Here is a 23150-nt window from a genome sequence, read left to right as displayed (position 1 = left end):
TGCCCACTCTACGCAGACATCGCTCATCGATCCATCGTCTTGCACAGTGGAGGTCGAGGCCATGCATCCGTTACCATGCCGCTCGGTTTTGGGATCGGCGGGGATGCAAAATGGAATTTCTGCTCTATCTGGCGCTAGGCGCCTGCGCAGGCTTGTTGGCCGGATTGTTTGGAGTGGGCGGCGGGATCATCATTGTCCCGGTGCTGGTGTTCAGTTTTACCTTGCAGGGATTCGATCAGTCGATCCTGACCCATTTGGCGGTCGGTACCTCGCTGGCGACGATCATCTTCACCTCGGTCAATGCCGTACGTGAGCATCACCGTCGAGGCGCGGTGCGCTGGCCGATTTTTGTCTGGATGACGGTCGGCATACTGGTCGGCGCCGGTTTCGGCGCACTGACGGCCGAAGCGATCTCCGGCCCGAACCTGCAAAAAATCATCGGCGTGTTTGCCCTGGTGATCGCCGCGCAGCTGGCGCTGGACGCCAAACCCAAGGCCAGTCGAACCGTGCCAGGTAAACTCGGTCTGACCGTGGCCGGCAGTGTGATTGGCTGGGCTTCGGCGATTTTCGGAATTGGCGGTGGTTCGCTGACCGTGCCGTTCCTGACCTGGCGCAGCGTGCCGATGCAGCAAGCCGTGGCCACGTCTTCGGCCTGTGGCCTGCCGATTGCCCTGGCCAGTGCATTAAGTTTCATGATTCTGGGCTGGCACGATCCGTTGCTGCCGGCTCATAGTCTCGGTTTCATTTATTTACCGGCGTTGTTGGGCATTGCCCTGACCAGCATGGTGTTCGCCCGCTTCGGTGCGCGGTTGGCGCACAATTTATCGCCAAAGTTGCTGAAAAGGTTGTTTGCCGCGTTGCTGTTCTGCGTCGGCCTGAACTTCCTGCTCTGAAGAGCGGCGCAATCCTGGCTTAATCCTGGCGTGACAGCGTCGGCCGGGACATTTTGAGATTTGAACTCTAACGAGGAGTCGCAATGCTGCCTTACCCGCAGATCGACCCGGTGGCCCTGGCCATCGGTCCGCTGAAAATCCACTGGTACGGTCTGATGTACCTGATCGGCATCGGCGGTGCATGGCTGCTGGCTTCCCGTCGGTTGAACCGTTTCGACCCGACCTGGAGCAAGGAGAAACTCTCTGACATGGTGTTCTGGATGTCGATGGGGGTGATCCTCGGCGGACGTTTGGGTTATGTGCTTTTTTACGATCTGAGCGCCTACCTCGCCAACCCGCTGCTGATTTTCGAGGTGTGGAAGGGCGGCATGTCGTTCCACGGCGGATTCATCGGCGTAATGCTGGCGGCATTGTGGTTCGGTAAAAAGAACAACAAGTCGTTCTTCCAGCTGATGGACTTCGTCGCACCGATGGTGCCGATCGGCCTGGGTGCCGGGCGCATCGGTAACTTCATCAACGCCGAGTTGTGGGGCAAGGCAACTGATGTGCCGTGGGCGATGGTCTTTCCTACCGATCCGGCGCAACTGGCGCGTCACCCGTCGCAGCTGTATCAATTCGCCCTGGAAGGCGTGGCATTGTTCCTGATCCTGTGGCTGTTCTCGCGCAAGCCGCGGCCGACCATGGCAGTTTCGGGGATGTTCGCGCTGTTCTATGGCATCTTCCGTTTCATCGTCGAATTCGTTCGCGTGCCGGATGCGCAACTGGGCTATCTGGCCTGGAACTGGCTGACCATGGGTCAGGTGCTGTGCGTGCCGATGATCGTCGGCGGGCTGTTCCTGATCTGGCTGGCGTATCACCGCGCCCCGGCGACGCCAGCGGCAGCCGTATAAAATTCGAATCCTGGGGCTCTGGCTCCGGGTTCAAGGACACAGGTAACTCATGAAGCAATATCTCGAACTGGTCGCCCACGTCATCAAGAACGGCACCAAGCAAGCCAACCGCACTGGCGTGAACACCATCAGCTTTCCCGGCGCGATGCTGCGTTATGACCTGAAGGAAGGTTTTCCGGCAATCACCACGCGCAAGATGGCCTTCAAATCGGCCATCGGCGAAATGTGTGGATTCCTGCGTGGCGTGAACAATGCCGCCGAATTCCGCGCGCTGGGCTGCAAGGTCTGGGACCAGAACGCCAACGAAAACGCCCAGTGGCTGGCCAATCCGTTCCGTCAGGGTGAAGACGATCTCGGCGAGATCTACGGCGTGCAATGGCGCAAGTGGCCGGCGTACAAGCAAATCCCGGTCAGCAACCCGGCTGCCATCGAGCAGACCCTGAGCCAGGGCTATCGCCAGATTGCCGAAGGCGAAGAAAACGGCCAGGCCTACGTGGTGCTGTACAAAGCCATCGACCAGGTTCGCCAATGCGTCGACACCATCATCAACGACCCGGGCAGCCGTCGAATTCTGTTCCACGGCTGGAACTGTGCCCAACTCGATGAAATGGCCCTGCCGCCGTGCCATTTGTTGTATCAGTTCCACCCGAATGTCGAGACGAAAGAGATTTCCCTGACCCTCTACATCCGCTCCAACGACCTGGGCTTTTTATCGGAGCAAGGTGATACTGCACAGTACGCTCTCGCTGCTTAAAAAAATTTCCCTTTCTCCGACGTTTATCCTGACGACCAGTTTCTGCACATAGTGCATACTGTAAGGCTGATGAATGATGGGGGATGGTATGAAGGTGGTAGTGGCGGCTCGCTCAAAGCTTGATCTGAAGCAGTCGCATTTGAATGATGAGGCCTCAACGGTGACCGGTTTGCGCACTGTGCTGGGGGCGGCCCTGTTCGATGACCAAGAGAGAATCGTTCGATTCGCAAGTGAGTATCTTTCCCAAGGTGCGAAGGACAGCACGCTTTCTTTTGAATCCCTCGAGACATATGCTCGTAACCTCGGCTACTTGATCGAACATCACCAGAAGATTGATGAATACAATCATCTCAGTGCGGATGAGATCTTGTTTCGTCTTAGTAGTAGCTCCTTTAGTCAATACTTCCATCATCTCCGAGAAGTGGAGAAGTTGAGTGGTGCGACCATTAGAAACAGAGATGCGTGCTATCTGGCGTTCTATACAAAGTTTCTTTGCAAGTCTGCTCATGGGCGGGAAGCTTATCGAGCTGATAACCCCTATGAGCTTGGCTTGTTCACCCCTGCGCCTAAGAGGCGGTTAGTTCAGCCGTGCGACCCAGCTGAACTTAAAGAGCTTATGTTGTGTTCCAAATTGGAGCGCGAGCGGTGCGTCTTGCAATTTATCTATGATGCCGGACTTCGTAGCTCTGAGGTCGGTCGCGTGACGCTTGCAGCTGTTAAGGAGTCTCTGCATTTTTCGAACACTAAGTTACTTGGCAATGCTGGTACGACAGCTGCGCTGCCCGCGTATTGCCCAGTCTATATTGAGGGTAGTAAGGGGCGTGGCAATCAGACCAAGCCCAGGTATGCCATCGTCAGCAGGCCAACCTTAGAGCGCATTAGAAAATATCATGCCTCACCGCTGTATAAAAAATATGCCCCTCGCTACAAAAGTGCTGAAGATACCCCGTGCTTCTTCAATGCCCAAGGCAACAAATATACTGAGGATTCCATCGAGAAGCTTCTTGAACGGGTGTCTGAGCGTGGGGTTAAGTCCGGTCGACTGAATCGGATGGTGTCGCCTCATAAACTGCGCCATGGCAACGCCTATGCGATCTTGAACAGTAAAGACTTAGGCGAAGATTTTCTGGATCGTATGCTTATCGCACAGAAGTCATTGGGTCATAATAATATCTCTACCTTGGAAACATACACGTCCATCCCGCAGCATATTTATAACAGCTTGTGCGGCGCGGACTCTGATTTGAAAACTAGGGCTGAGCTGATGGGTCAACTGGTAGCCGACACCCGTAAGCGTATTGATCTGAGCGATAATAAGTAATGAATCACGGTGAAAAAATTGCAGCTTGGTATGAGAAAACTTCTGCTGACTCAAAACTCTTGTTTGATGTGGAGTTTGTTTCAAAGGTGGTTGATGGGGGCTTTACTCTCACTCCATCATATATCGCCACTCATGGCATCGGTGGCTGCCAAGAAACGCTTGCGAAGTATACCAGGCTAATTATTATAGACCTTGAGGATAAGGGGATTCTCCAGTTTGGTGAGCTCTCCTCGACTGCGTGCAACTGGCGAATTAAGCTGTTTAAGTGGTACTCAGTGCTTTCAGCAGGCCAAAAACAGATTCTTCCCCTGAATGGCAATAAGATTTCCGCTCGCTACGTCAGTAGGAACGTGCCTCAGCTAGAAGGCATTGAAAGTCCATCAAGGTATTTGAAAGGCGTTAAAGATGCCTTCGAAACGATCAATGCTGAGCATTTGGATGCTGGTTACGCCGATCCTGAGTATAAGACTACCAAGGAGCGTAATGCACCAACTCCAAAGACAGAGTATCTCACTGAGCCACTCCGAGTATTGAGCTCTCAACCTCTGCACTCTGTCAGCGATTTGGCGGTCGGAACTAAACATTTGCCATTTGCACCATTGCTCCACTTGTTGGCGCAAGTATCACTGCGGGGGAAAAACTCTAAGAAGCTTGGTGTCTACTGGGCGGTATACGACCATCTAAAAAAGATGCTTGTTCAGCAGGGCTTTACCGGCGATGAAACCTATGAGCATTTGCTGGATCCGATGCTGCTGGCTAATTATCGTAAATACCTTTCTGAGTTCGTGAACTCCAGGGTTTTTTCACCAGGCTATGCCACAGACCTGTTGAGTAGGCTTAGGGGTTCCCTGAAGATTGCGCGCACGGTAAAAGGGTTGGATAAGTTCAAGTTCTTTGGAGTTCCCGGCTTTTCTAAGGAGCGAGTGACTGATTACTATCGCCCTTACAGCCCATCTGATCGAACGCTGATTTCTGAAACTGTTGGAGCTGATATTGCCAAGTACAATAGCTTGACCGCTCCCTATGTACTCAGTGGTGTGGGCTGTGATCCTAAGCGAGCCGATGGCAAGTTCTCCTGGGTAGGGAACGTAATCGATAATGCTCGCTGGGTGTTTGAGAATAAGCTCGGATGCGAGCATAGGATTCGGCACGATAATATTCAGAGCGACTATGAGAATTTCTTTGTGAAAGCTCTTTCGCTTGAAAGTGAAAATGGAACACGCGCCGTGTTGGAAAGCTGGGGTATTATTTGGAAGATTGATACTTCGGTTATTGCGCCATACATGGTCAGGTTGGCTCAGGTTACGGGGTTGAATGCGAACTCACTTAAGTGCCTGCGTGTCGGAGACTATACCGACCGTCATCCTTTGACACATAGGCCTTGTCTGCGTTACTGGAAGGAGCGATCTGATGGTGAGAAAGAGTACCACCTCGATATTTTCAACGCTGAGATCACCTGGCTAACCTACGCTCAGTCGGTTGAGGTGAAAAAGATCTTCGATGCAGTTTTGCTGCTAACTGCGGACGTCAGATCTCGTGCTCCTGATGAATTAAAGAGTCATCTATTTATTTGGGATTCGGTTGGGCGTAGGAATTTCGGCGTGATCAAGTCGCTGGAATCGTCTCGTGTTGATGTGGTGACTGATTTGTTTGCCGACTATTCCAAGGCCAAGGGCTTGGTGAGTGAAGATGGCAGTTCACTTTCCATCACCCCTTCGCGGCTAAGGCCGAGCTTCATCAGTGAACTGGTGGAGAAGGGTGTACCGTTGAGGGAAGTACAATACATCCTAGGGCACAAGTATATCACCACGACTATCGACTACCTCGATCAGCTTGACTACAACCGGATTGCACGCGGAAAGCTAACTGCCGAAATCGGTGCATTGCACCAGCGTACCTTGACTAAAGCTGAGCATAAAGTAGGGGCTGATGGTACGAGCTCTGTCCCAGCGCCCCCTGACGCCGGAGGCTCAAATATTATTTTTAAAACGCCATTGGCAAGTTGTAGGAATATTTTTAATCCTCCAGAACATGTAAGGAAATCGGCTTATTACGTTCCTGGTAAACCTTGTTCTATATATAACAAGTGCTTGGGCTGCGACAACAGCATGATCACGGCGCTTAACTTGCCGGATATTTTCGCACTGAAGCGTGATTATCTGAAAGCAATCGAAGTCACACGGGTAATGGATACCCCTTACGGCATGGCAATCGCTGAAAATCTTGCCTTGATTGAGGGTATCGTTGGGCCGGATTCTGATTTTTCTCAAGTGGAACTGGCCAAGGCTGAGGCCGAGTCTGAATTCATCTGCTCTACAATTATCGTAGACGGCGTTGCTCTCTGATTTTATCTAAGGTTTAGTACATTGTTAGGTCAAGAAAGTAAGATACTTCCGCTGCTTCAGCTCGCACAGTTCAAAGCCGCAGCTGGTCAAATTTTTACAGGGTACGAGGCTCAGGCAAAAGATCTTGAGCTAACAGCTGAAGCTTACGCATTTTTTGAGTATCTCAAAACGCTTAAGGTGACAAAGACCTCCTCATTTCTAGATTCGGTTTGGGATTGGAATGGAGATAATCCCAATGTTGCGAAAACTATGCGTGGCTCAATGCTGGTACTCGATTTCAGGCGCTTTTCCTCGATCCCTGCTGCGGTAATTCTTGAGGTGAAAGTGGTTGCCCAGTGTTATGCAATTGCGCCGGGTGTACTTACGCCAATTCACGATAAGACGAAATCTAAAAAGCCGTCGAAGAGCGCTACTATCGCTAGGGTTTTTGCGGCAGGGCTATTATTCATTGATGCACTGTATTCGGTATTGTCCAGGGAGCTGGGAGATGAATTTGTCAACGCTGAAATGAATGCTTTGGCTAAAGTTCCTGGTCGGTACTATGAAGCCGCAGCCAAAGAATTTAAGCATTGCTATTCTTCGAAAATTCGCCAGTTTTTCGCAATCCTGTGGTCACCATTTTTCCGAGATACTGTATTTGATGGGGCTCTCGCAGAGGTAAATCCTAACAATCTGAAATGGCATAAGATTGGAAAAGAATTTAACCCTGATGCTGCTCCTGTTAAGGCAAAGCAAAAGGTGATGGCAAATGAATCCTTCAAAAAGGCTTCAATGGTGGGATCCCTAGTTATTGTAGATTTTTTGGATGCCATGAACGAACATGTGATAGACGTTGCCTCGCTTGATCGAAGGAATGATCGAGGATATTTTGCGTCCATTCAACATGGGCTGACCCCGGAATCGTTTGCTGTTTATACCTACAAGCGTCTTCATGGTGGGGGCCATCCCATTGAAGACATCCGCGCAGCTATTGGCAGCGATGAGTCGTATGTCGATGAAATTCTCTCCTGCTGTACGGTTACGGCATTGAAGCGCCATGAAGAGAAACATGGCTTCACTCCAGACGGGCCCTTCTGGCGTTATCTAAACCTCGTCGGCTATGCGTGTATGTATATCATCGGGCAGTACACCGGCATGCGGACATCTGAGCTAGCTGACCTGGTCGGTAAAACGTGCCTCCAGCCAGATGGGGATAATTGGGTAATTAAGAGCAACGTCCACAAACACCAGGATGAGTCCGCACTTCTTTTTGACGACTATTGGGTTGCAATTCCCATCGTTCGTGATGCGGTTCGTGCCAGTGTTATTCTTTCCAGATACAAGAATAACCCTTACGTATATTGCTCGTCATTCACCGTTCCTTATGGAGAGGTGGGAGAGGCGCTGTCGCCAACGGCTTACAACTCCACACTGCAGATATTTATGAAAGAGGTTCTCTCAAGCGATCAATATGCTGAGCTTAACTTCTATCCCTACATGCTGCGTCATACCTTGGCTTATCAGCTGTATAGGGCAGATGTGGGTCTCCCGTTTATCTCGCATCAGTTGAAGCATTTCAGTGGGATCGTAGGCAACTTTGGACTTCATAAAGGCTTTAGTAAAACGACCTTGGCGTATGGTGAGATAGGAGACATGCTTGCGGGCGCGGCACACCATGATTCGAGTTCGGTGCTTAGACATGCCGCTGAGCTTGAGTTGGTGACGAACGTCTATGACCCAGACAAGGGCTTTGCTGGCTCGAACGCAAAAGACCATGTCGCCAGTCTTCGAAGGACATTCGAGGGGTACATGGCGGCGGGCTACTCAAAGGAAGAGATCTTTGAGGCTATCACCCGTCAAAAAATCGCGGTGATCAGCGTGGGACAGGCCTTTTGTTACGGCAACCGTGCGGAAGACTTTGATGCTTCAATCCCCTGCATTGGAGGTTTACGCTGCAATCCTAATCGGTGCTCCAACGCGGTCATCACAGAGGGTAACGCTCCTGCGTGGCGTTCCGTGTACGACCAGAATAAGCTGATCCTGCATAAGCCAGATCTTGAGCATTTGCATGAGGCCGCCAAGGCTGCGATGGATGAGGCACGGAGCGTCCTGCTCACCTTGGGGCATGAGGTAGATGATGAGTGATCGTAACGTAAGCGAAGGCCAGGCCTTCGCCCAAAAGAATCAGGAAGATTTTGATCGCAACACAGGAGTGCTGACAAATGGCCTCATGGAAATTGCAGGTAGCACTAAGCTCAAGCCGACAATTGCAGAGTTGAGTCGAATTACCGGGATACATCGGAATACTATTCGGCAACGAATTTGGCCTGCCCAGAGATTGCTCGCAATTAAGGAGTCTCGGGTTATTGAGACCCTTCGTAAGAAACTTGCTAAAGGGAAAAAAGTTGATCCTCTAAACGTTCTCACGGAAAAGCTCCAAGCCTCTCGGCTTGAAGTATTGCATTGGTTCAACTATTCAAAAGAACTGGCTGACAAAAACAAACACCTTAAGCAAGAAATAAAGATACAAGTTGAATCTAAGAGTTTTTACATTAACCGTCTAGCTGAGATTCAGCAAAAAAACTTGGAATCAGAGAGGGAAATTGATAAGCTTCGCGCCGTAATTGATGTTCTGGAGAATGCCCAGGCGGAGAAAGATTGATGAAAGTTTATTTGGATTTGTTGAGTGATGTTTTAGCCGCTGGTGTAGGGAAAGGTGACCGTACTGGCACCGGTACTGTTAGCGTATTTGGCCGTCAATTTCGGCATGATCTCAAAAGTGGCTTCCCGCTCCTAACAACTAAAAAACTTCATTTTAAAAGCATTGTTAATGAGCTTATTTGGTTCCTCAATGGGGATACCAATATCAAGTGGCTCAATGAGAACGGCGTTAAGATTTGGGACGAATGGGCCACTGAAGAAGGTGATCTTGGCCCGGTCTATGGCAAGCAGTGGACAGCTTGGCCCACGAAGGATGGCGGCACGATTAATCAGATCGATTACGTCGTCGATGCGATTAAAAACAATCCCAATAGCCGTAGAATCATTTTCCACGGTTGGAATGTTGAGTTCCTCCCTGATGAGAAGGTAAGCCCGCAAGAGAATGCGCGACAGGGCAGGATGGCACTCCCTCCATGCCACTTGCTTTATCAGTTTTACGTCGCGAATGGTAAGCTCTCTTCTCACCTGTACATCCGGTCTTCAGACATGTTTCTTGGGTTGCCCTACAACACGGCTTCCTTGGCTTGCTTGACCCATATGCTTGCACAGCAGTGTGATCTGGACGTTGGGGAAATTGTCATCACCTTGAGCGATGCCCATATCTACTCCAACCACATGGAGCAGGTTCAGACGCAGCTCAATCGCGAGCCTCGTTCCTTGCCCAAGCTCCAGTTCAAGCGTAAGCCGGAGTCGATCTACGACTACAAGTTCGAAGATTTCGAGTTGGTTGGCTATGATCCGCATCCGCACATTGCGGCACCTGTCTCTGTCTGATCTCTCTGGGCTCTCATTCCAATACCGGCCCCAGGGCCGGTTTTTTATGCCTGGGCATAGCAGAAGTACACTTCTTCCTTAAAATGCCACATGCGCAGCGCAGGAGCGCTACTGATGGGTGAAAGCTTCTTCGGCGCATGTAGCTCGTCTCATCCAGCGAATGACTGTCGGGCGTGTCATGGTAGACGGGAGAGATAGCATATGAAGCTGGGTCGAAGGTTGTCGTATGATCGCTATTCCTTCGGCCACCACTCCACGGTAGGAGAATGACTTTGAAGCTCCTTTCAAGCCTCTGGAATCGTTTCTATCCAGACCGCCGCCCCGACTGGGAGAAAGCTCGAGATCGCGACTTCATCGCTGCTGTGAATAAGCTGAAGACGCTGTCGGTGACTGACCGGGGTGGCATGTCCATCGATCCCGAAGAGCTGCGCGATCAGATAGTCGCCTCACGTGAGCAGTTGAAGCATCTTGTCCACAAACCATGGGCGCCTAGCAGGCCTTTCAAGGCAGCGGCAGACATCCAGGTGGAGCAGCAGGAGGCGAGTGCCACCGTAGAGTCTCCAGTGGGGGCCTTGGACTGTATCGAGGTGGTGGGTTGGCGTCGGTTGTCCAGCGGCGCAGTCGTGCGCTACGTATGCCTCCAGTCTACGAGCACGGGTAGGTACGCTGTCGCGACGGCCAGCCTGTTCTCAGGCCTCACGGAGAGTCTCCCGCCTTGGGTTGATGCCAATACAAACAGGCAAGTCGCTAGTGCCTTACAGAACCCTGAACTCCATTGGTTCACGACTGTGAGTGAGGCTATGGATGCTTGGGATGCCGAGCTCTGATGGCAGTGAGTGGATTAATGGCACCACGGGTTCCAAGATGGCGGATTTCTTCAGGTTGGTTTGAAGCTCGACGGTTGTTATGGCGTGCCGCCGTTGGCGGAGGGCTGTCGTGAACCGAGCCGTGGCAAGCCACGTCTTGGCCCTTCGGGCTGACATCCTGCACGCCTGCGCGCTCCGCTTGCCTTATGAGTTTAATCACAGACTGTAACGTAACTTTTGACTTGTAACGTAAGCAGCGTTACAGAGCACAAAATTACGTTACAGACCTTCAATCGCATTGCTGCTGAAACCGGATGAGGGCGTCCGTGATCTCACTGGCATTTGTGTCCAGCGTTTCCATGCCAGCTACCGCGTTGTCGGCGACACTCCCCACTCCATGCCCATAAAACCACTTGGTGCCTTATATGGTCGCAGCCAGAGCGTGCTGGTTGTGCAGGAGCAGTGTGTGGGCATCCGCTGTGGCTATGTGGCTTCAGAGGTGTTTGGCATGGGTATTGCCCTTGAGTAGGCCCGTGCCATTCACAGAACTTTTTCATGCACTCCAAATGACACTGGGCGCCTTGCAGTGCCCAGTGCCGTTAATTCTTGCTCGTTACGGTCTTACTTTTTAATGGAAACGATTGTGGCTTTTCCACCCTCTTGCCTAAAGGAAAACGATACACGGTCTCCGACTATCAGCCCTGACAGCTGTTTCTCCGTTACGGAAAAAGCCATTGTCATTGGCGGCCACTGTACGGCTGGAACAGCTCCGTGGGAGATGGTCACCGTATGCTTCGTAGTATCTATAGCCTTGATCGTTCCGTCGGCGGTGGCTACTGGAGCCTGCTTTGTTTCTTGCTTCATCTGCATGCCCTCCATACCGTCCATTTTCATGCCCGGCATATCCTCCGCGTGGACAGAAAGTGAAAGAGAAAATACGGTGCTTGCAACTGCAATCAGGGTCAGTTTCATACGACTTTTCCTTGAGGGTTGATGGGTTCAACTGAGAGGTGGCGGCGCCGCATCAGGCGATAGGCCGCCGGAATGACAAACAGGGACAGCAAGGGTGCTGTGACCATGCCGCCGACCATGGGCGCAGCGATGCGACTCATTACCTCACTTCCGGTTCCGCTGCCCAACAGAATGGGCAGCAGGCCGGCAATGATGACGGCCACGGTCATTGCCTTGGGTCGAACGCGCTGCACAGCACCTTCACGAATCGCCGCAATCAATCCTCGCTCAGTGTTGTCGCCAAGGTCTTCACGTTCCGCCCAGGCGTTCTTCAGATAGAGCAGCATGATCACGCCAAACTCGGCAGAAACCCCGGCTAATGCAATAAAGCCGACACCGGTGGCAACCGACAGGTTGAATCCCAACAGATAGAGGAACCATGCTCCGCCAGTCAGTGCGAATGGCAGAGTGGCCATGATCAGCAACGCCTCATCGAAGCGGCTGAAGGTCAGGTAGAGCAACACGAAGATGATCAACAGCGTGGCAGGCACCACCAGTTTGAGACGTGCATTTGCCCTTTCTAGAAACTCGAACTGTCCTGAGTAGCTCAGACTCATGCCGGGCTGCAATTTTACTTGTTCATTGACGACCAGACGTAGGTCGGCGACCACCGAGGCAATGTCCCGGCCCCGCACATCGACATACACCCAGCCAGAAGGCCGTGCATTCTCGCTCTTGAGCATCGGCGGCCCGTCACTAACCTTGACCTTCGCCACAGTGCCAAGAGTGATCTGGCTGCCTAGCGGGGTGTAGATCGGTAATCGCTCTAGGCTGCCGACCGAGTCACGCCACTCCCGTGGGTAACGCACGTTGATCGGAAAGCGTGCGAGCCCTTCAATGGTCTCCCCGACGTTTTCACCGCCGATAGCACCGGCCACGATGGACTGCACATCAGCGATATTCAATCCGTAGCGGGCGGCAGCCTTTCGGTCGATATCCACGTCAATGTAGCGGCCACCAGTCAATCGCTCGGCTAATGCCGAGCTGACACCGGGCACGCCTTTGGCCACCCGTTCAACCGCTTGGGTCACAGCATCAATGTCCGTCAGATTGGTACCGGCAACTTTCACTCCAATAGGGCTCTTGATACCCGTAGCCAGCATATCGATACGGTTTCGAATCGGGGGTATCCAAATATTGGTTAGCCCAGGAACTCGTACCACTCGATCCAGTTCCTCCACCAATTTTTCCTGCGTCATGCCTGGGCGCCATTGCTCGTGCGGCTTGAATTGAATGGTGGTTTCGAACATCTCCAGCGGTGCCGGATCGGTAGCGGTTTCGGCACGCCCTGCTTTACCGAAGACGTGTTCGACCTCTGGAACTGTCTTGATCAGGCGGTCGGTTTGTTGCAGCAATTGCGCCGCTTTCTGCGCCGACAATCCCGGCAGGGCTGAAGGCATATAGAGCAGGTCGCCCTCGTCTAACGGGGGGAGAAACTCGCCACCCAAGCGCGACATTGGCCATAGCGCACTGACAAAAACCAATAGCGCCACCAGCAGCGTTAACTTAGGTGAACGCAAGACTGCGTCCAGAGCGGGCTGGTAGATCCGGATCAGCCAGCGGTTTAGCGGGTTCTGATGTTCACTGGGAATTCGTCCTCGAATCCAATAGCCCATCAACACTGGCACCAAGGTCACAGACAAGCCCGCCGCTGCGGCCATGGCGTAGGTTTTGGTGAAAGCCAACGGGCCGAACAGCCGTCCCTCCTGGGCCTCCAGGGTGAACACTGGAATGAATGACAGGGTGATGATCAACAAGCAAAAGAACAGTGCAGGGCCTACCTCCGCCGCTGCTTCCGTCATTACGTGCCAATGACGCTCTCCCTTCAGTTCCTGCCCAGGGTTGGCTGCGTGCCAGGCCTCAACCTTCTTGTGGGCGTTCTCAATCATCACCACGGCGGCATCGACCATCGCCCCGATGGCAATGGCAATTCCCCCCAGGGACATGATATTGGCGTTGATCCCTTGGTAACGCATGACGACGAAGGCAATCAACACACCCACCGGCAAGGAGATGATCGCTACCAGCGATGAGCGTAAGTGCCATAGGAAGACCCCACACACCAACGCGACAACGATGAACTCTTCCAATAGCTTATAGCTGAGGTTTTCCACAGCGCGGTCAATCAGCTTGCTCCGGTCGTAGGTAGTGACGATCTCCACTCCAGCCGGCAAACTGCTTTTCAGCTCCTCTAGTTTCGACTTAACCGCAACAATGGTTTCTTGGGCATTCTTGCCGCTGCGTAAAATCACAACACCGCCAACGGTCTCGCCTTCACCGTCGAGTTCAGTGATGCCTCGCCGCATTTCCGGCCCCAACTGAATCGTGGCGACATCTCCGAGGGTCACCGGCACGCCAGCCGCACCCAACTTAAGCGGGATTGCCCTAAAGTCATTGAGCGACTTCAGGTAGCCGGAAGCCCGCACGATGAATTCGGTCTCTGCCATCTCCAGCACGGCCCCACCGGTTTCCTGGTTGGCCTTGCCGATAGCGTCGGTCACTTCAGCCTGAGTGATGCCAAGGCTAGCCAGTTTCAGTGGATCAAGCTGTACCTGATACTGCTTGACCATGCCGCCAACAGTGGCCACCTCGGCCACATTGGGCAAGGTCTTGAGTTCGAACTTGAGAAACCAGTCCTGCAGCGCACGCAATTGCGCCAAGTCGTGTCCACCACTGCGGTCAACCAATGCGTACTGATAGATCCAACCTACCCCCGTCGCATCCGGCCCCAGCGCTGGTTTGGCGCTGGCCGGCAATCGGCTTTGTATCTGGCTTAAGTATTCCAACACTCGCGAGCGGGCCCAGTACATGTCAGTGCCGTCTTCGAACAACACGTAAACGAAGCTGTCACCGAAGAAGGAATAACCCCGCACCGTCTTGGCCCCAGGAACTGAGAGCATGGTGGTGGCCAGCGGATAGGTCACCTGGTTCTCGACAATCTGTGGCGCTTGTCCCGGATAAGGGGTGCGAATGATCACCTGGACATCCGAGAGATCCGGCAGCGCATCGATGGGTGTGCTCTGCACCGACCAGACACCCCAGGCAGAGACGAAAAGCGTCGCCAGTAGCACCAGAAATCGGTTGGCCACCGACCAACGAATCAGGGCCGCAATCATGGCTGGTTCCCCGATTTGTCCAGCCGTTCAACACGCAAACCATCATCGGTCTGGCTCATCGAGATCCGCACCTTATCCCCCGCTTTGAGCCCTTGCCTTAGAGCAGGGTCAGCCAATGGAAAGGTCATGGTCATGCCAGGCATGCCCAGCGTCTTGAAGGGCCCATGGGCGAGCGTGACTTCTTTGTCGTTGATCTCAACGATCTGCCCTTCCGCCTCATGGAAACTGGAGGCTGCTGCTCTGGGTGGCGACTCTTCCTCCGAGCGAGCAACAATGCCCTTAAGACTGGCCTCGGAGTCGAGCAGGAACTGACCAGATGTAACCACTTTCTGGCCTTCTTTCAGACCTTTTACTATCGCTATCTTGCCATCGCTTTCCTGCCCGAGTTGTACTTCCACCGGACGATAGCGACCGGCATCTTCGGCGAGCATCACCAAGGCACGTCGACCAGTGCGAATCACTGCCTCGGTCGGCACCCACAACACACTTTGCTCAGTAGAACGGTTCAGGCGCACCTGTGCCGTCAAACCCGGTCTGAGGCGCCCGTCCGGATTGGTTAGCTCTACCCGTACGCGAAGGGTTCTGCTATCCGGATTGGTTTCAGGCAAAATTGCGCTGACCTTGCCATTGAGGATTGTCCCTGGAAAGGCTGGGAGACGGGCTTCGACCGCCTGCCCCACGGTGATCGCTCCGGCATCCGACTCTGGAACGGCTACAGCTAGCCAGACACTGCTCAAGCCATTGACGCGAGCCAGAGTCTCGCCAGTCGCCACGGTCATACCCGTACGTACACTCAGTTCTTGCAGAACACCACCAATGGGGCTGGTGAGCGCTAGGTAGGGCTGAACCTTACCGGAACGTTCCACCTGAGCAATCAATGCTACCGGCATACCGGTGAGCCTTAGTCGCTGACGGGCCGCAGCCAACAATTCCGCATCCCCGTTGTGCTTCAGTGCAAGAAACTCTGTCTGGGCAGCGGCCCACTCGGGCACCAGGATATCCGCCAATACCGCATTGGCTTTAAGCACATCGCCAGGAGCATGGGCATAAACCCGCTCGACAAAGCCAGGAGTGCGTGCCTGAATCACAGCGACATCACGCTCGTTGAACGCCAGGATGCCCGTCACATCAATACTGGAGCCAAAGCCCCCACGAGTGACTGTCGAAAAACGCAGACCAAGATTCTGGGTCAGACTAGGATCGATGCTGACTGTCGTCCGATCCCCTGTGTCGTCGGCATACTTAGGAACCAATTGCATGTCCATGAAGGGGGACTTTCCCGGCTTATCGAACTTTTGCTGCGGGGACATGGGGTCGTACCAATACAAAGCCTTGCGCTCATCGGGTGAATTGAGACTCTGCTCCGGGGTGTTACTGGGCACTCCGCTCATGCGCTGGTGAGCGAACCAGTAACCACCGACAACACCCAATGTCAGCGTGACGCTTACCAGCAATGCCCCGTTCCATTTTTTAAGGATCATTGGCTGTACTCCCCATAAGCAAAATACAGACGCGCACTGGTCAGTGCTCGCTGCTCTTCCACATCGACCTGTTTGAGACGGGCTTCAATGAGTTCACGTCGGGCGGCAACAACTGCGTTTAAGTCGCCTTTACCGGCGCGATAACTGGCCATACTGAGCTCGACCTTTTCCTTGGCCAGAGGTACCAGGCTGTCCTGATTTCGGCGTACAGCACGATTCAGCCGCTCATAGTCAGCCAGTTCGCTCTCCAGCTGCTCAGTATGTTCGCGTGACAGTGCTTCGCGTTCAGCCTCAAGTTGGTTGAGTTCAGCCTGCTTGGCGGCGATCTTGGGATTTTGGCGAGAATCAGGAAACAGCGGCAGATCCCATGAAAGTTGCACGCTGACCATGTCGCCGAATTGTCGGTCACGATGCTGATAATCAAGCTCCCAACTCCAGTCCGACTGCTTCTCCGCTTCGGCTTCACGAACCTTGGCTTGCGCTTCGCGGGTCATCGGCCCAAACGCTGCCAACTCGGGATGGTGTTGCAGTTTATGGGCGTAGCTTGAGGTATCGACGGGCCATTCAGGCAAGCGGCCCACAGGCTGGTCGTTGGCGGCGGAACCAATCCAGCGTTTGAGGGCCGCTCGGGCCTGTGCTCTTTGGAGAGTCAGATCGTCCTGTTGCTCCGCCAGTTGGGCCGCTTCCTGCTTGGGTGTCACTGCATCGGCGGGTTGAGCGCGGCCACCGGCAATCTGGGCCCGGACGGTATCGGTCAGCAGGCGATTCTCTTTGTAGAACTCCTGGAACAGCGCATCTTTGCGCTCAACCGAGTAGCTACTGATCCAAGCCAATGCCGTGGACTGTCGTACCTTCACACGTTCGACTCGACGCTCTGCAGTCGCACGATCAACAGCTGCATCGGCGACCTCGATTCGTGCTTTACGCTTGTCTTTGTTGGGCATTTCCTGCATGACCCCGACCATTTGCATGGTCATGAAGTCATCATTGAGGCTCCAACGATCCGGCCCCCCAATGGGGTAGTTCTGTACCCCCAACAGCAGCTTGGGGTCAGGTAATTCGCCGGCTGGAACAGCTGCGCTGCTGGCAGCCTGAATTTTTGCGTCTTGAGCGGTCAGCGACGGTGCATTGTTTTCAGCCAGTCGTAATGCTTCATCGAGTGTCAATGCAGCAGCGAAGCTCGGCAATGCCAGTACGCTAGCCACCAGACCGGCCACGAAAGACCAACCTGTGCAATAGCACTTGGAGTTCATGTTTACGATTCCTGTGATCATCCACTGCAGGCGTCAAAAGACATGCGCGCAGCTAGTTCATCTCGCTAACGCGGAATGAGGCTCAATGTGTGACAGGAATCAAACACGAGGCGGTCGCCATACCCCGGACGGGGTCTGTACAGGAAGGGAATCGCTGAAGAAGGAAAGCACTACGGGGCGGAAGACAGTGACAGGCGGTTTGAAGATCGAGACTTGCAGTATGCCGCCTGTCTTGCATTCCTGGCCCGACTTACAATGTTTGCCGTGCTCGGAAGGGCTTTTCATATCGTTGCAGCAGTCCATCCCCATGTCGTCCACCATCGCCATGCCCATCGCCTTCATTGGGCACGGTTCTGTCGGTGCCTGAACGCCTGCCATCCCGCTGAAGGGAAGCGCCAGGCTGATCATGAAAATAAGGCAAAACCGCAGATAGCGTTTCATGGGCTGGAGTGTAGTCGCTGAAAATGGCTCTTACAATTGGACACGTGTCATCAACAACCCGTCGTCAAAATCCGAAGTAGGCGATAACACCTAAGATGAATTAAGTCAGCATTACGCGAGCTGGAAGAACACTGACAACGACTACTCACGCTGTTTCGCGCCATGTTTGTGGCCTAGACCGGGTATACCTATATCTTGTCGGTAACGTCGAAACAGCAAGCTCGTGAGATTGCGCAAGGCATACAAGCGATCTCTACTTTCACTCGTGATCAGCAGGCCACGCGGGTAAGCGGATCATAAAGGTCGTATGGCCTTCTCTGGAAACACATCCGACGGTGCCGTCATGGGCGTCAACCAGTGATTTGACGATTGCCAGCCCTAAGCCCGCATGGTTCGTAGTGCTCTCTCTCCGTGCGGGATCGACTCGGTAAAAACGGTCAAACAGCCGGGGCAGATGCCCTACCGCTATCTCCTCGCCGGGGTTTTCCACTGACAAGCTGATCATGTCACCAAGGGGCTCGATTTTCACGGAGATCGTACAGTCAGGTGGGGTATACCTGAGCGCATTGGACAGCAAATTCGAGATCGTCCGATCCAGCATCGTCCCGTCACCATTCACCGCGCCGTGCCCAACTACCTGCAGCTTTACCCCTGTGTCGTCTGCCAGAAGCTGGTAATACTCGAACAATTTCTCGACGACCGAACGCAATTCGATTTTCTCTTTGGCAGGTAGAACCAGACCGTTGTCCGACTTTGCTAGGAAAAGCATGCCGTCAATAATGCTGGAGAGTCGGTTCAGATCTTCCAGGTTGGAATAGAGATTCTCTTCATAATCCTCTGGTGCACGTTTCTTTGTGAGGATGACTTCGGTATGTGTGCGCAGATTGCTGATAGGGGTACGTAGCTCGTGCGCGATATCGGCTGAAAAGTTAGACAACCGAGCAAATGACTCTTCAAGGCGAGCCAGCATAGCGTTGAACGAAGTGACAAGGAGCTCAAGCTCGCGAGGCACAGAATCCATCGGAATGCGCTCTTTCAGCGATCCGGCTGACATCGAGGCCGCGACTTTCGTTACTTGTGCGACCGGCTTCAGCCCGCTGAGCGCGACCAACCACCCTAAACCTGCGCTGACCAAGGCGCTAATCGCGAGCCCGATCACTAACCACCAGCGCAGAGTTTCGACGAAATGCGTATGGCTTGTAATGTCTAGACTCAGCCACGCGGTCAGTGGCTCAGCTTCATTCGCCAAATGAACTTGGGCTTTCATGCCTCGGTACTTATGGCTTCCAGCTGTCCACTCCCACATATCTTCCTTCGGGTCACCAGAGGAGGAAGAAGGATGTCCAACTGCATTTGAAGTCGCGAAGAACGTCTTCCCGCCCATCGTGATAATTGAGGCTGAGAGTTCCTGGTGAGCACCAAGGAGTGCTTGTAGCTGCAACACAACTTCTGAAGGGTCTGCGGAGCCAGCTTCGCCATCCATTATTTGCCGAATGGATTCGAGCTTTTCCGTCATCGATTGACGGTCGAGGGCCTTGAAGTGATGTTGGCTGAATCCGTCAAAAGTAAAGCCTGCAACTACCAGTACGGCGACCACGGCACAGACAAACATCATGCTTAGACGGAGGGTAAGAGATGCACGCTTCATTCTGTATCCGGAGCATCTAGCATGTAGCCCATTCCCCTCGCGGTCTGAATCATCTTGGTGTCGAAATCGTCATCGATTTTGGCCCGGAGCCGACGAATCGCGACTTCGATCACGTTGGTATCACTGTCGAAGTTCATGTCCCAAACCTGCGATGCGATCAGTGATTTCGGCAAGACTTCTCCCCGACGGCGCATCAGCAGCTCTAACAGCGAAAACTCCTTGGCAGTAAGGTCAATGCGTCGACCTGAGCGCGAGGCCCGTCGCTTTAGAAGATCGACCTCCAGATCCCCAATCTTAATAGATGTCTGGTTGGGTGCGGCGGCACCACGGCGAAGTAAGCTTCTGACGCGGGCAAGCAATTCAGAAAATGCAAACGGTTTGACTAGATAATCGTCTGCACCTAGCTCCAAGCCTTTGACCCGGTCATCAACTCCGTCCCTGGCCGTCAGAAACAGCACAGGTACTGAGCTCCCAGCTGTGCGGACAGATCGAATGACCTCCCAGCCATCCAGGCCCGGCATCATTACGTCCAGGATTAGAAGATCGTAGGCCTCATTTAGCGCCTGGTGCAACGCCTCTGCTCCTGTCACAACTCGGTCGACACTGAAGCCAGCTTCCAAGAGGCCTTGCTGTAGGTACATTCCAATTTTGGGTTCGTCTTCTGCAACCAAGATTTTCATGCATGGGCTCCGGTTTTGCGGTGTTCTAGTGTGCTACCAATCTGACGACTGTGCGGAAGCTTACGCAAATGTAATTGCCCCAACAGCAAACGAAAAACTCCCAGGCAAGACAGAGTCGGGGTGCGCTGGATTTAGGGAGTGCAGCTAGTCGGCAGCTTACAAAAACGTAATCGGCAATCTGAGCTTTCTGCGCTTACAAGCCACCCGAGGACTGGTCTACCATGCCACCACGGCTTGGTTTTACGCAGTGACGCGCCTGGAGAGCTCCGCAATGAGCGGCTGCGACGGGCACGACCCGTTGGTCGCGCTGAACCTGCCGCACGCGGTGCAGGCCCAGGCGCTGACCCCGGCAAGTCTTGAGGGGCTGTAGGTGACTTCGCCGGACGGTTACGAGGGACATGTTCCAGCTGATGAAATCAAGAAGCTGAATGGTCGCTCAGACCTGGCAGGAATTGCGGTGCCAGGTATGCCCGCAGGTTCTCCCGGTATGGACTACGGCCAGAATCATCAACCTTACCAAGTCCTGGGGCTCACCAAGGCAGGTGCGCAAGAAGTGGTCGCGGACTACCCTGTCAGCCGTTAGTCGTTGCTCAGATTTGAGCGCCGTTGGGGTCGCTTGGGTCTAGCTCGTGGATCACCCTTGAGCCATGTCGATTGAGGGGCTCAATGTTCCTAGCCAAGCCACCAAGCAAACGATGACGACAGCACAGGTTGATTCGATCATCACACTTTTTCTCAAAGCAGTTGCCGCTAGCGAAAAATCACCGGCCACCACAGACCGCTCGAGTGAAGGGCTCAGGTAGAAACGATTGAGGGTGGCTAGCCCGATCATGCCCACGAAAAGTAGGATCTTCACGAGTAGGAGAACGCCATAGGTGCTGGTTACGACTCCAATTACTGTCGGCCCGACAATGAAGAGATAATTAGCGACGCCAGTAACTATGACCGTACCAACAATGAATGCGCCCGCTGTTTCGAATCCCCTGAGCGCTCGCGATAGCACTCGCACCAGTTGCTCCGAATCAGCCCCCCTAATCCTCAACATCAGGCCAAACGCCGCGAGAGCTCCGATCCAGCCACCAGCGGCAAGTAGGTGCAAAATATCAGCGGTAAAATGCCAGAACCGCAGGGCGCCTTCATCCATCGCCCCGTGACCTGTCCATGGGATTGTCGCTAAGGCAATGCTGCCCGCTATGGTAGCGACCCAGAGACTGCCCGTCGGCCATCGCCTGTTCTGGCTTCCAGCAAAAATCACCACTGCTAGCGAGATCATGCGTGTCACCCAGCTGTAGCCGACCTCGGTTTCGTACAGCATCATTTCCATGTGAGGTTGCAGCTCCGCCCAGTCGGATGCGCCGCTCATATTTTTTGTCATAACTACAAAAGCTGCTATGGACAAAAACATACCGATAACAGCGGTGCCAGGTAGTAGCGACCCAAAATGCAACAGCGTTCCCGATACACGTTCTTTTCCCCGAAAGCTGTATAGCCCAAAGACGGCAAGACCGAAGAGGAGCATCAGATCCAAATACAGCGCGAGGCGCAGCGCCACGTTAATTGGGTCGCTCATACTTATTTCACTTTGAAGGTGACGCTGCCAGTAATCGGATGGGTATCGGACGACACCGCTCGCCATTCCACTTTGTAGGTGCCCGTTGGGAGAGGAGAGGCCGGGGTCACGACCATGGTTTTTGGATCGACACTGCCGGCTACGCTGGCTTTCATACCCATAGGCGAGTGTGACATACCAGGCATGTCGGTCATGATCAACTTGGCTCCGGAAAACTGGGTAACCAAGTTTTCAGAAAAGTGCAGCTCAATCTTTGCAGGAGCGGGGCCGCTCTCGCCATCGGCGGGAGTGGAGGACACCAGCTTCGGGTGAGCCTGGGCAACTGCACTGAGCAGAAGACTGGTTGAAAGAGCGACGGCCACAACACAGGATTTAAGTACTGACATGCAAGGCTCCTCACAGCGCGTAGCTGTTGTAATGAGGTTAAGTAATTATTTGGTGCCGCTTGCTGTGATTTAGAACCACACCCGGACGCCAAGCACTAGACGTGCTTCGTTATTGTCTTCGCCTTCCTCGCTGGCATAGTCAGCGGTTTTTCCATAAGCCCGATTCCAAGTCACACCTACATAAGGTGCGAACTCTGGACGGATTTCGTACCGAAGCCGTAAACCCACCTCGCTCTCAGATAGCCCCGAACCCACTCCACGTTTGGGATCGTTTTTGCCATAAAAATTGAATTCTGCCGTTGGTTGCAAAATCAGCTTATTGGTTAGGAGAATGTCGTAGTCACCTTCCAGCCGTGCTGCGGTTTGGCCGCCTTCACCAAAATAAGCAGTAGCCTGGGCCTCGAAATTGTAGAGCGCCAAGCCCTGTATACCGAAAGCCGCCCACGTTTGAGGGTCGCCTGGTTTGAAGTCTTGACGAACACCGCCGACTAGATCCCACCAAGGGCTGATGGCGTGTCCCCATAAAGCTTGAACCTCAGCTTCTTCAGTCTTCCCATTGGTGCGCTCGCCTTCGGAGCGCAACCAAAGACGATCAACATCTCCACCTATCCAACCTTGGGCTTCCCAGTTCAGTGCGCTTCCATCGTCAGCATCCTGCCATTCCAATTTCTCAAATATAAAAAATGAGTTGAGGGCTGTGTCATGAACCGCGTGACCACCAGGGGACTTATAGACTGCGGCTCTGTCTGCATCGGTTAGCGGTGGTATCGGAGTCCGGCTTTGGGTTTGTGGTTGCTTGGCGGGCTGCATACCCTCCATTTTGCTGTGATCCATGCCCTGCATTTGGCTGTGATCCATACCTTCCATCTTGCCCTGATCCATGCCCTGCATTTGGCTGTGATCCATGCCTTCCATCTTGCCGTGATCCATGCCCTGCATCTGGCTATGATCCATGGTCTGCATCTGCCCGTCTTCGGTACCCTGGCTTGTTTCAGCGGCTGCGGGGAAGACAAAACCAGCGGTCAGAGCGACCGTAAACACAGCTGAGTGCATGCGAGTCCCGCAAAGAAAATTGCTCATA

The 23150-nt window shown here is 53.5% G+C and carries 19 protein-coding genes and 2 pseudogenes; 10 read left to right on the top strand and 11 right to left on the bottom strand.

From position 1 onward, the window contains the following. Nucleotides 1-110 precede the first annotated feature (110 nt). The 9 genes from AD668_RS25760 to AD668_RS25720 all read left to right on the top strand — a co-directional run bounded on the left by AD668_RS25760 (nucleotide 111) and on the right by AD668_RS25720 (nucleotide 10504). On the top strand, nucleotides 111-893 hold the full coding sequence (locus AD668_RS25760; RefSeq protein WP_053163544.1) for a sulfite exporter TauE/SafE family protein: 783 nt from the start codon (nucleotides 111-113) through the stop codon (nucleotides 891-893). A gap of 83 nt (nucleotides 894-976) precedes the next feature. Continuing rightward, nucleotides 977-1783, top strand: coding sequence for a prolipoprotein diacylglyceryl transferase (lgt, locus tag AD668_RS25755; RefSeq protein ID WP_053163541.1), 807 nt, complete (start codon nucleotides 977-979; stop codon nucleotides 1781-1783). 49 nt (nucleotides 1784-1832) lie between these two features. Beyond that, complete coding sequence (thyA, locus tag AD668_RS25750; RefSeq protein WP_082344563.1) at nucleotides 1833-2537, top strand: thymidylate synthase; 705 nt, start codon at nucleotides 1833-1835, stop codon at nucleotides 2535-2537. A gap of 88 nt (nucleotides 2538-2625) precedes the next feature. After that, nucleotides 2626-3858 (top strand): site-specific integrase, encoded by a 1233-nt coding sequence (locus AD668_RS25745; protein ID WP_053163832.1) that lies wholly within the window; start codon nucleotides 2626-2628, stop codon nucleotides 3856-3858. Next, complete coding sequence (locus tag AD668_RS25740) at nucleotides 3858-6203, top strand: tyrosine-type recombinase/integrase (protein WP_053163538.1); 2346 nt, start codon at nucleotides 3858-3860, stop codon at nucleotides 6201-6203. The genes AD668_RS25745 and AD668_RS25740 overlap by 1 nt, the downstream gene beginning before the upstream one ends. A gap of 21 nt (nucleotides 6204-6224) precedes the next feature. Then, on the top strand, nucleotides 6225-8327 hold the full coding sequence (locus AD668_RS25735; protein ID WP_053163535.1) for a tyrosine-type recombinase/integrase: 2103 nt from the start codon (nucleotides 6225-6227) through the stop codon (nucleotides 8325-8327). Next, nucleotides 8320-8844, top strand: coding sequence for a hypothetical protein (locus AD668_RS25730; RefSeq protein ID WP_053163533.1), 525 nt, complete (start codon nucleotides 8320-8322; stop codon nucleotides 8842-8844). Before AD668_RS25735 ends, AD668_RS25730 begins: the two co-directional genes overlap by 8 nt. Further along, the gene (locus AD668_RS25725; protein ID WP_053163530.1) at nucleotides 8844-9677 is read left to right on the top strand and encodes a thymidylate synthase; all 834 of its coding nucleotides are present in this window, start codon (nucleotides 8844-8846) and stop codon (nucleotides 9675-9677) included. Before AD668_RS25730 ends, AD668_RS25725 begins: the two co-directional genes overlap by 1 nt. A 266-nt stretch (nucleotides 9678-9943) precedes the next feature. After that, nucleotides 9944-10504 (top strand): hypothetical protein, encoded by a 561-nt coding sequence (locus tag AD668_RS25720; RefSeq protein WP_053163525.1) that lies wholly within the window; start codon nucleotides 9944-9946, stop codon nucleotides 10502-10504. Nucleotides 10505-10772: 268 nt separating this feature from the next. Here the strand turns inward: AD668_RS25720 and AD668_RS30115 are convergent. The 8 genes and pseudogenes from AD668_RS30115 to AD668_RS25685 form a co-directional block, all read right to left on the bottom strand. After that, nucleotides 10773-10970: pseudogene (locus tag AD668_RS30115) on the bottom strand (hypothetical protein). Nucleotides 10971-11104: 134 nt separating this feature from the next. Further along, the gene (locus AD668_RS25715) at nucleotides 11105-11455 is read right to left on the bottom strand and encodes a copper-binding protein (RefSeq protein ID WP_053163522.1); all 351 of its coding nucleotides are present in this window, start codon (nucleotides 11453-11455) and stop codon (nucleotides 11105-11107) included. Beyond that, nucleotides 11452-14610, bottom strand: a complete 3159-nt coding sequence (locus AD668_RS25710) for an efflux RND transporter permease subunit (protein WP_053163519.1) — start codon at nucleotides 14608-14610, stop codon at nucleotides 11452-11454. The genes AD668_RS25715 and AD668_RS25710 overlap by 4 nt, the downstream gene beginning before the upstream one ends. Continuing rightward, complete coding sequence (locus AD668_RS25705) at nucleotides 14607-16091, bottom strand: efflux RND transporter periplasmic adaptor subunit (RefSeq protein ID WP_053163516.1); 1485 nt, start codon at nucleotides 16089-16091, stop codon at nucleotides 14607-14609. The genes AD668_RS25710 and AD668_RS25705 overlap by 4 nt, the downstream gene beginning before the upstream one ends. After that, nucleotides 16088-17344 (bottom strand): TolC family protein, encoded by a 1257-nt coding sequence (locus AD668_RS25700; protein WP_053163513.1) that lies wholly within the window; start codon nucleotides 17342-17344, stop codon nucleotides 16088-16090. Before AD668_RS25700 ends, AD668_RS25705 begins: the two co-directional genes overlap by 4 nt. A 99-nt stretch (nucleotides 17345-17443) precedes the next feature. Next, on the bottom strand, nucleotides 17444-17785 hold the full coding sequence (locus AD668_RS25695) for a hypothetical protein (RefSeq protein WP_053163510.1): 342 nt from the start codon (nucleotides 17783-17785) through the stop codon (nucleotides 17444-17446). A 259-nt stretch (nucleotides 17786-18044) separates the two neighbouring features. After that, nucleotides 18045-19433 carry a heavy metal sensor histidine kinase gene (locus AD668_RS25690; protein WP_053163507.1) on the bottom strand — a complete coding sequence of 463 codons (1389 nt, stop codon included), beginning with the start codon at nucleotides 19431-19433 and terminating at the stop codon, nucleotides 18045-18047. After that, the gene (locus AD668_RS25685) at nucleotides 19430-20113 is read right to left on the bottom strand and encodes a heavy metal response regulator transcription factor (protein WP_053163505.1); all 684 of its coding nucleotides are present in this window, start codon (nucleotides 20111-20113) and stop codon (nucleotides 19430-19432) included. The genes AD668_RS25690 and AD668_RS25685 overlap by 4 nt, the downstream gene beginning before the upstream one ends. A 391-nt stretch (nucleotides 20114-20504) precedes the next feature. Between AD668_RS25685 and AD668_RS25680 the strand changes: the two are divergent. After that, a pseudogene (locus AD668_RS25680) lies at nucleotides 20505-20696 on the top strand (DUF411 domain-containing protein); the annotation flags it as partial. Nucleotides 20697-20747: 51 nt separating this feature from the next. On the opposite strand, the gene copD reads toward AD668_RS25680, so the two are convergent. The 3 genes from copD to AD668_RS25665 form a co-directional block, all read right to left on the bottom strand. Next, nucleotides 20748-21683, bottom strand: a complete 936-nt coding sequence (gene copD / locus AD668_RS25675; protein ID WP_053163502.1) for a copper homeostasis membrane protein CopD — start codon at nucleotides 21681-21683, stop codon at nucleotides 20748-20750. 2 nt (nucleotides 21684-21685) lie between these two features. Beyond that, nucleotides 21686-22069 (bottom strand): copper homeostasis periplasmic binding protein CopC, encoded by a 384-nt coding sequence (copC, locus tag AD668_RS25670; protein WP_053163499.1) that lies wholly within the window; start codon nucleotides 22067-22069, stop codon nucleotides 21686-21688. A gap of 69 nt (nucleotides 22070-22138) precedes the next feature. After that, nucleotides 22139-23149 carry a copper resistance protein B gene (locus tag AD668_RS25665; protein ID WP_053163496.1) on the bottom strand — a complete coding sequence of 337 codons (1011 nt, stop codon included), beginning with the start codon at nucleotides 23147-23149 and terminating at the stop codon, nucleotides 22139-22141. Nucleotide 23150 lies beyond the last annotated feature (1 nt).

Origin of the sequence: Pseudomonas sp. P1.8, assembly GCF_001269805.1 — a bacterium.
Classification (GTDB): domain Bacteria; phylum Pseudomonadota; class Gammaproteobacteria; order Pseudomonadales; family Pseudomonadaceae; genus Aquipseudomonas.
The sequence above is the reverse complement of the archived record's forward strand: the minus strand, read 5'-3'. Positions and strand labels throughout refer to the sequence as shown.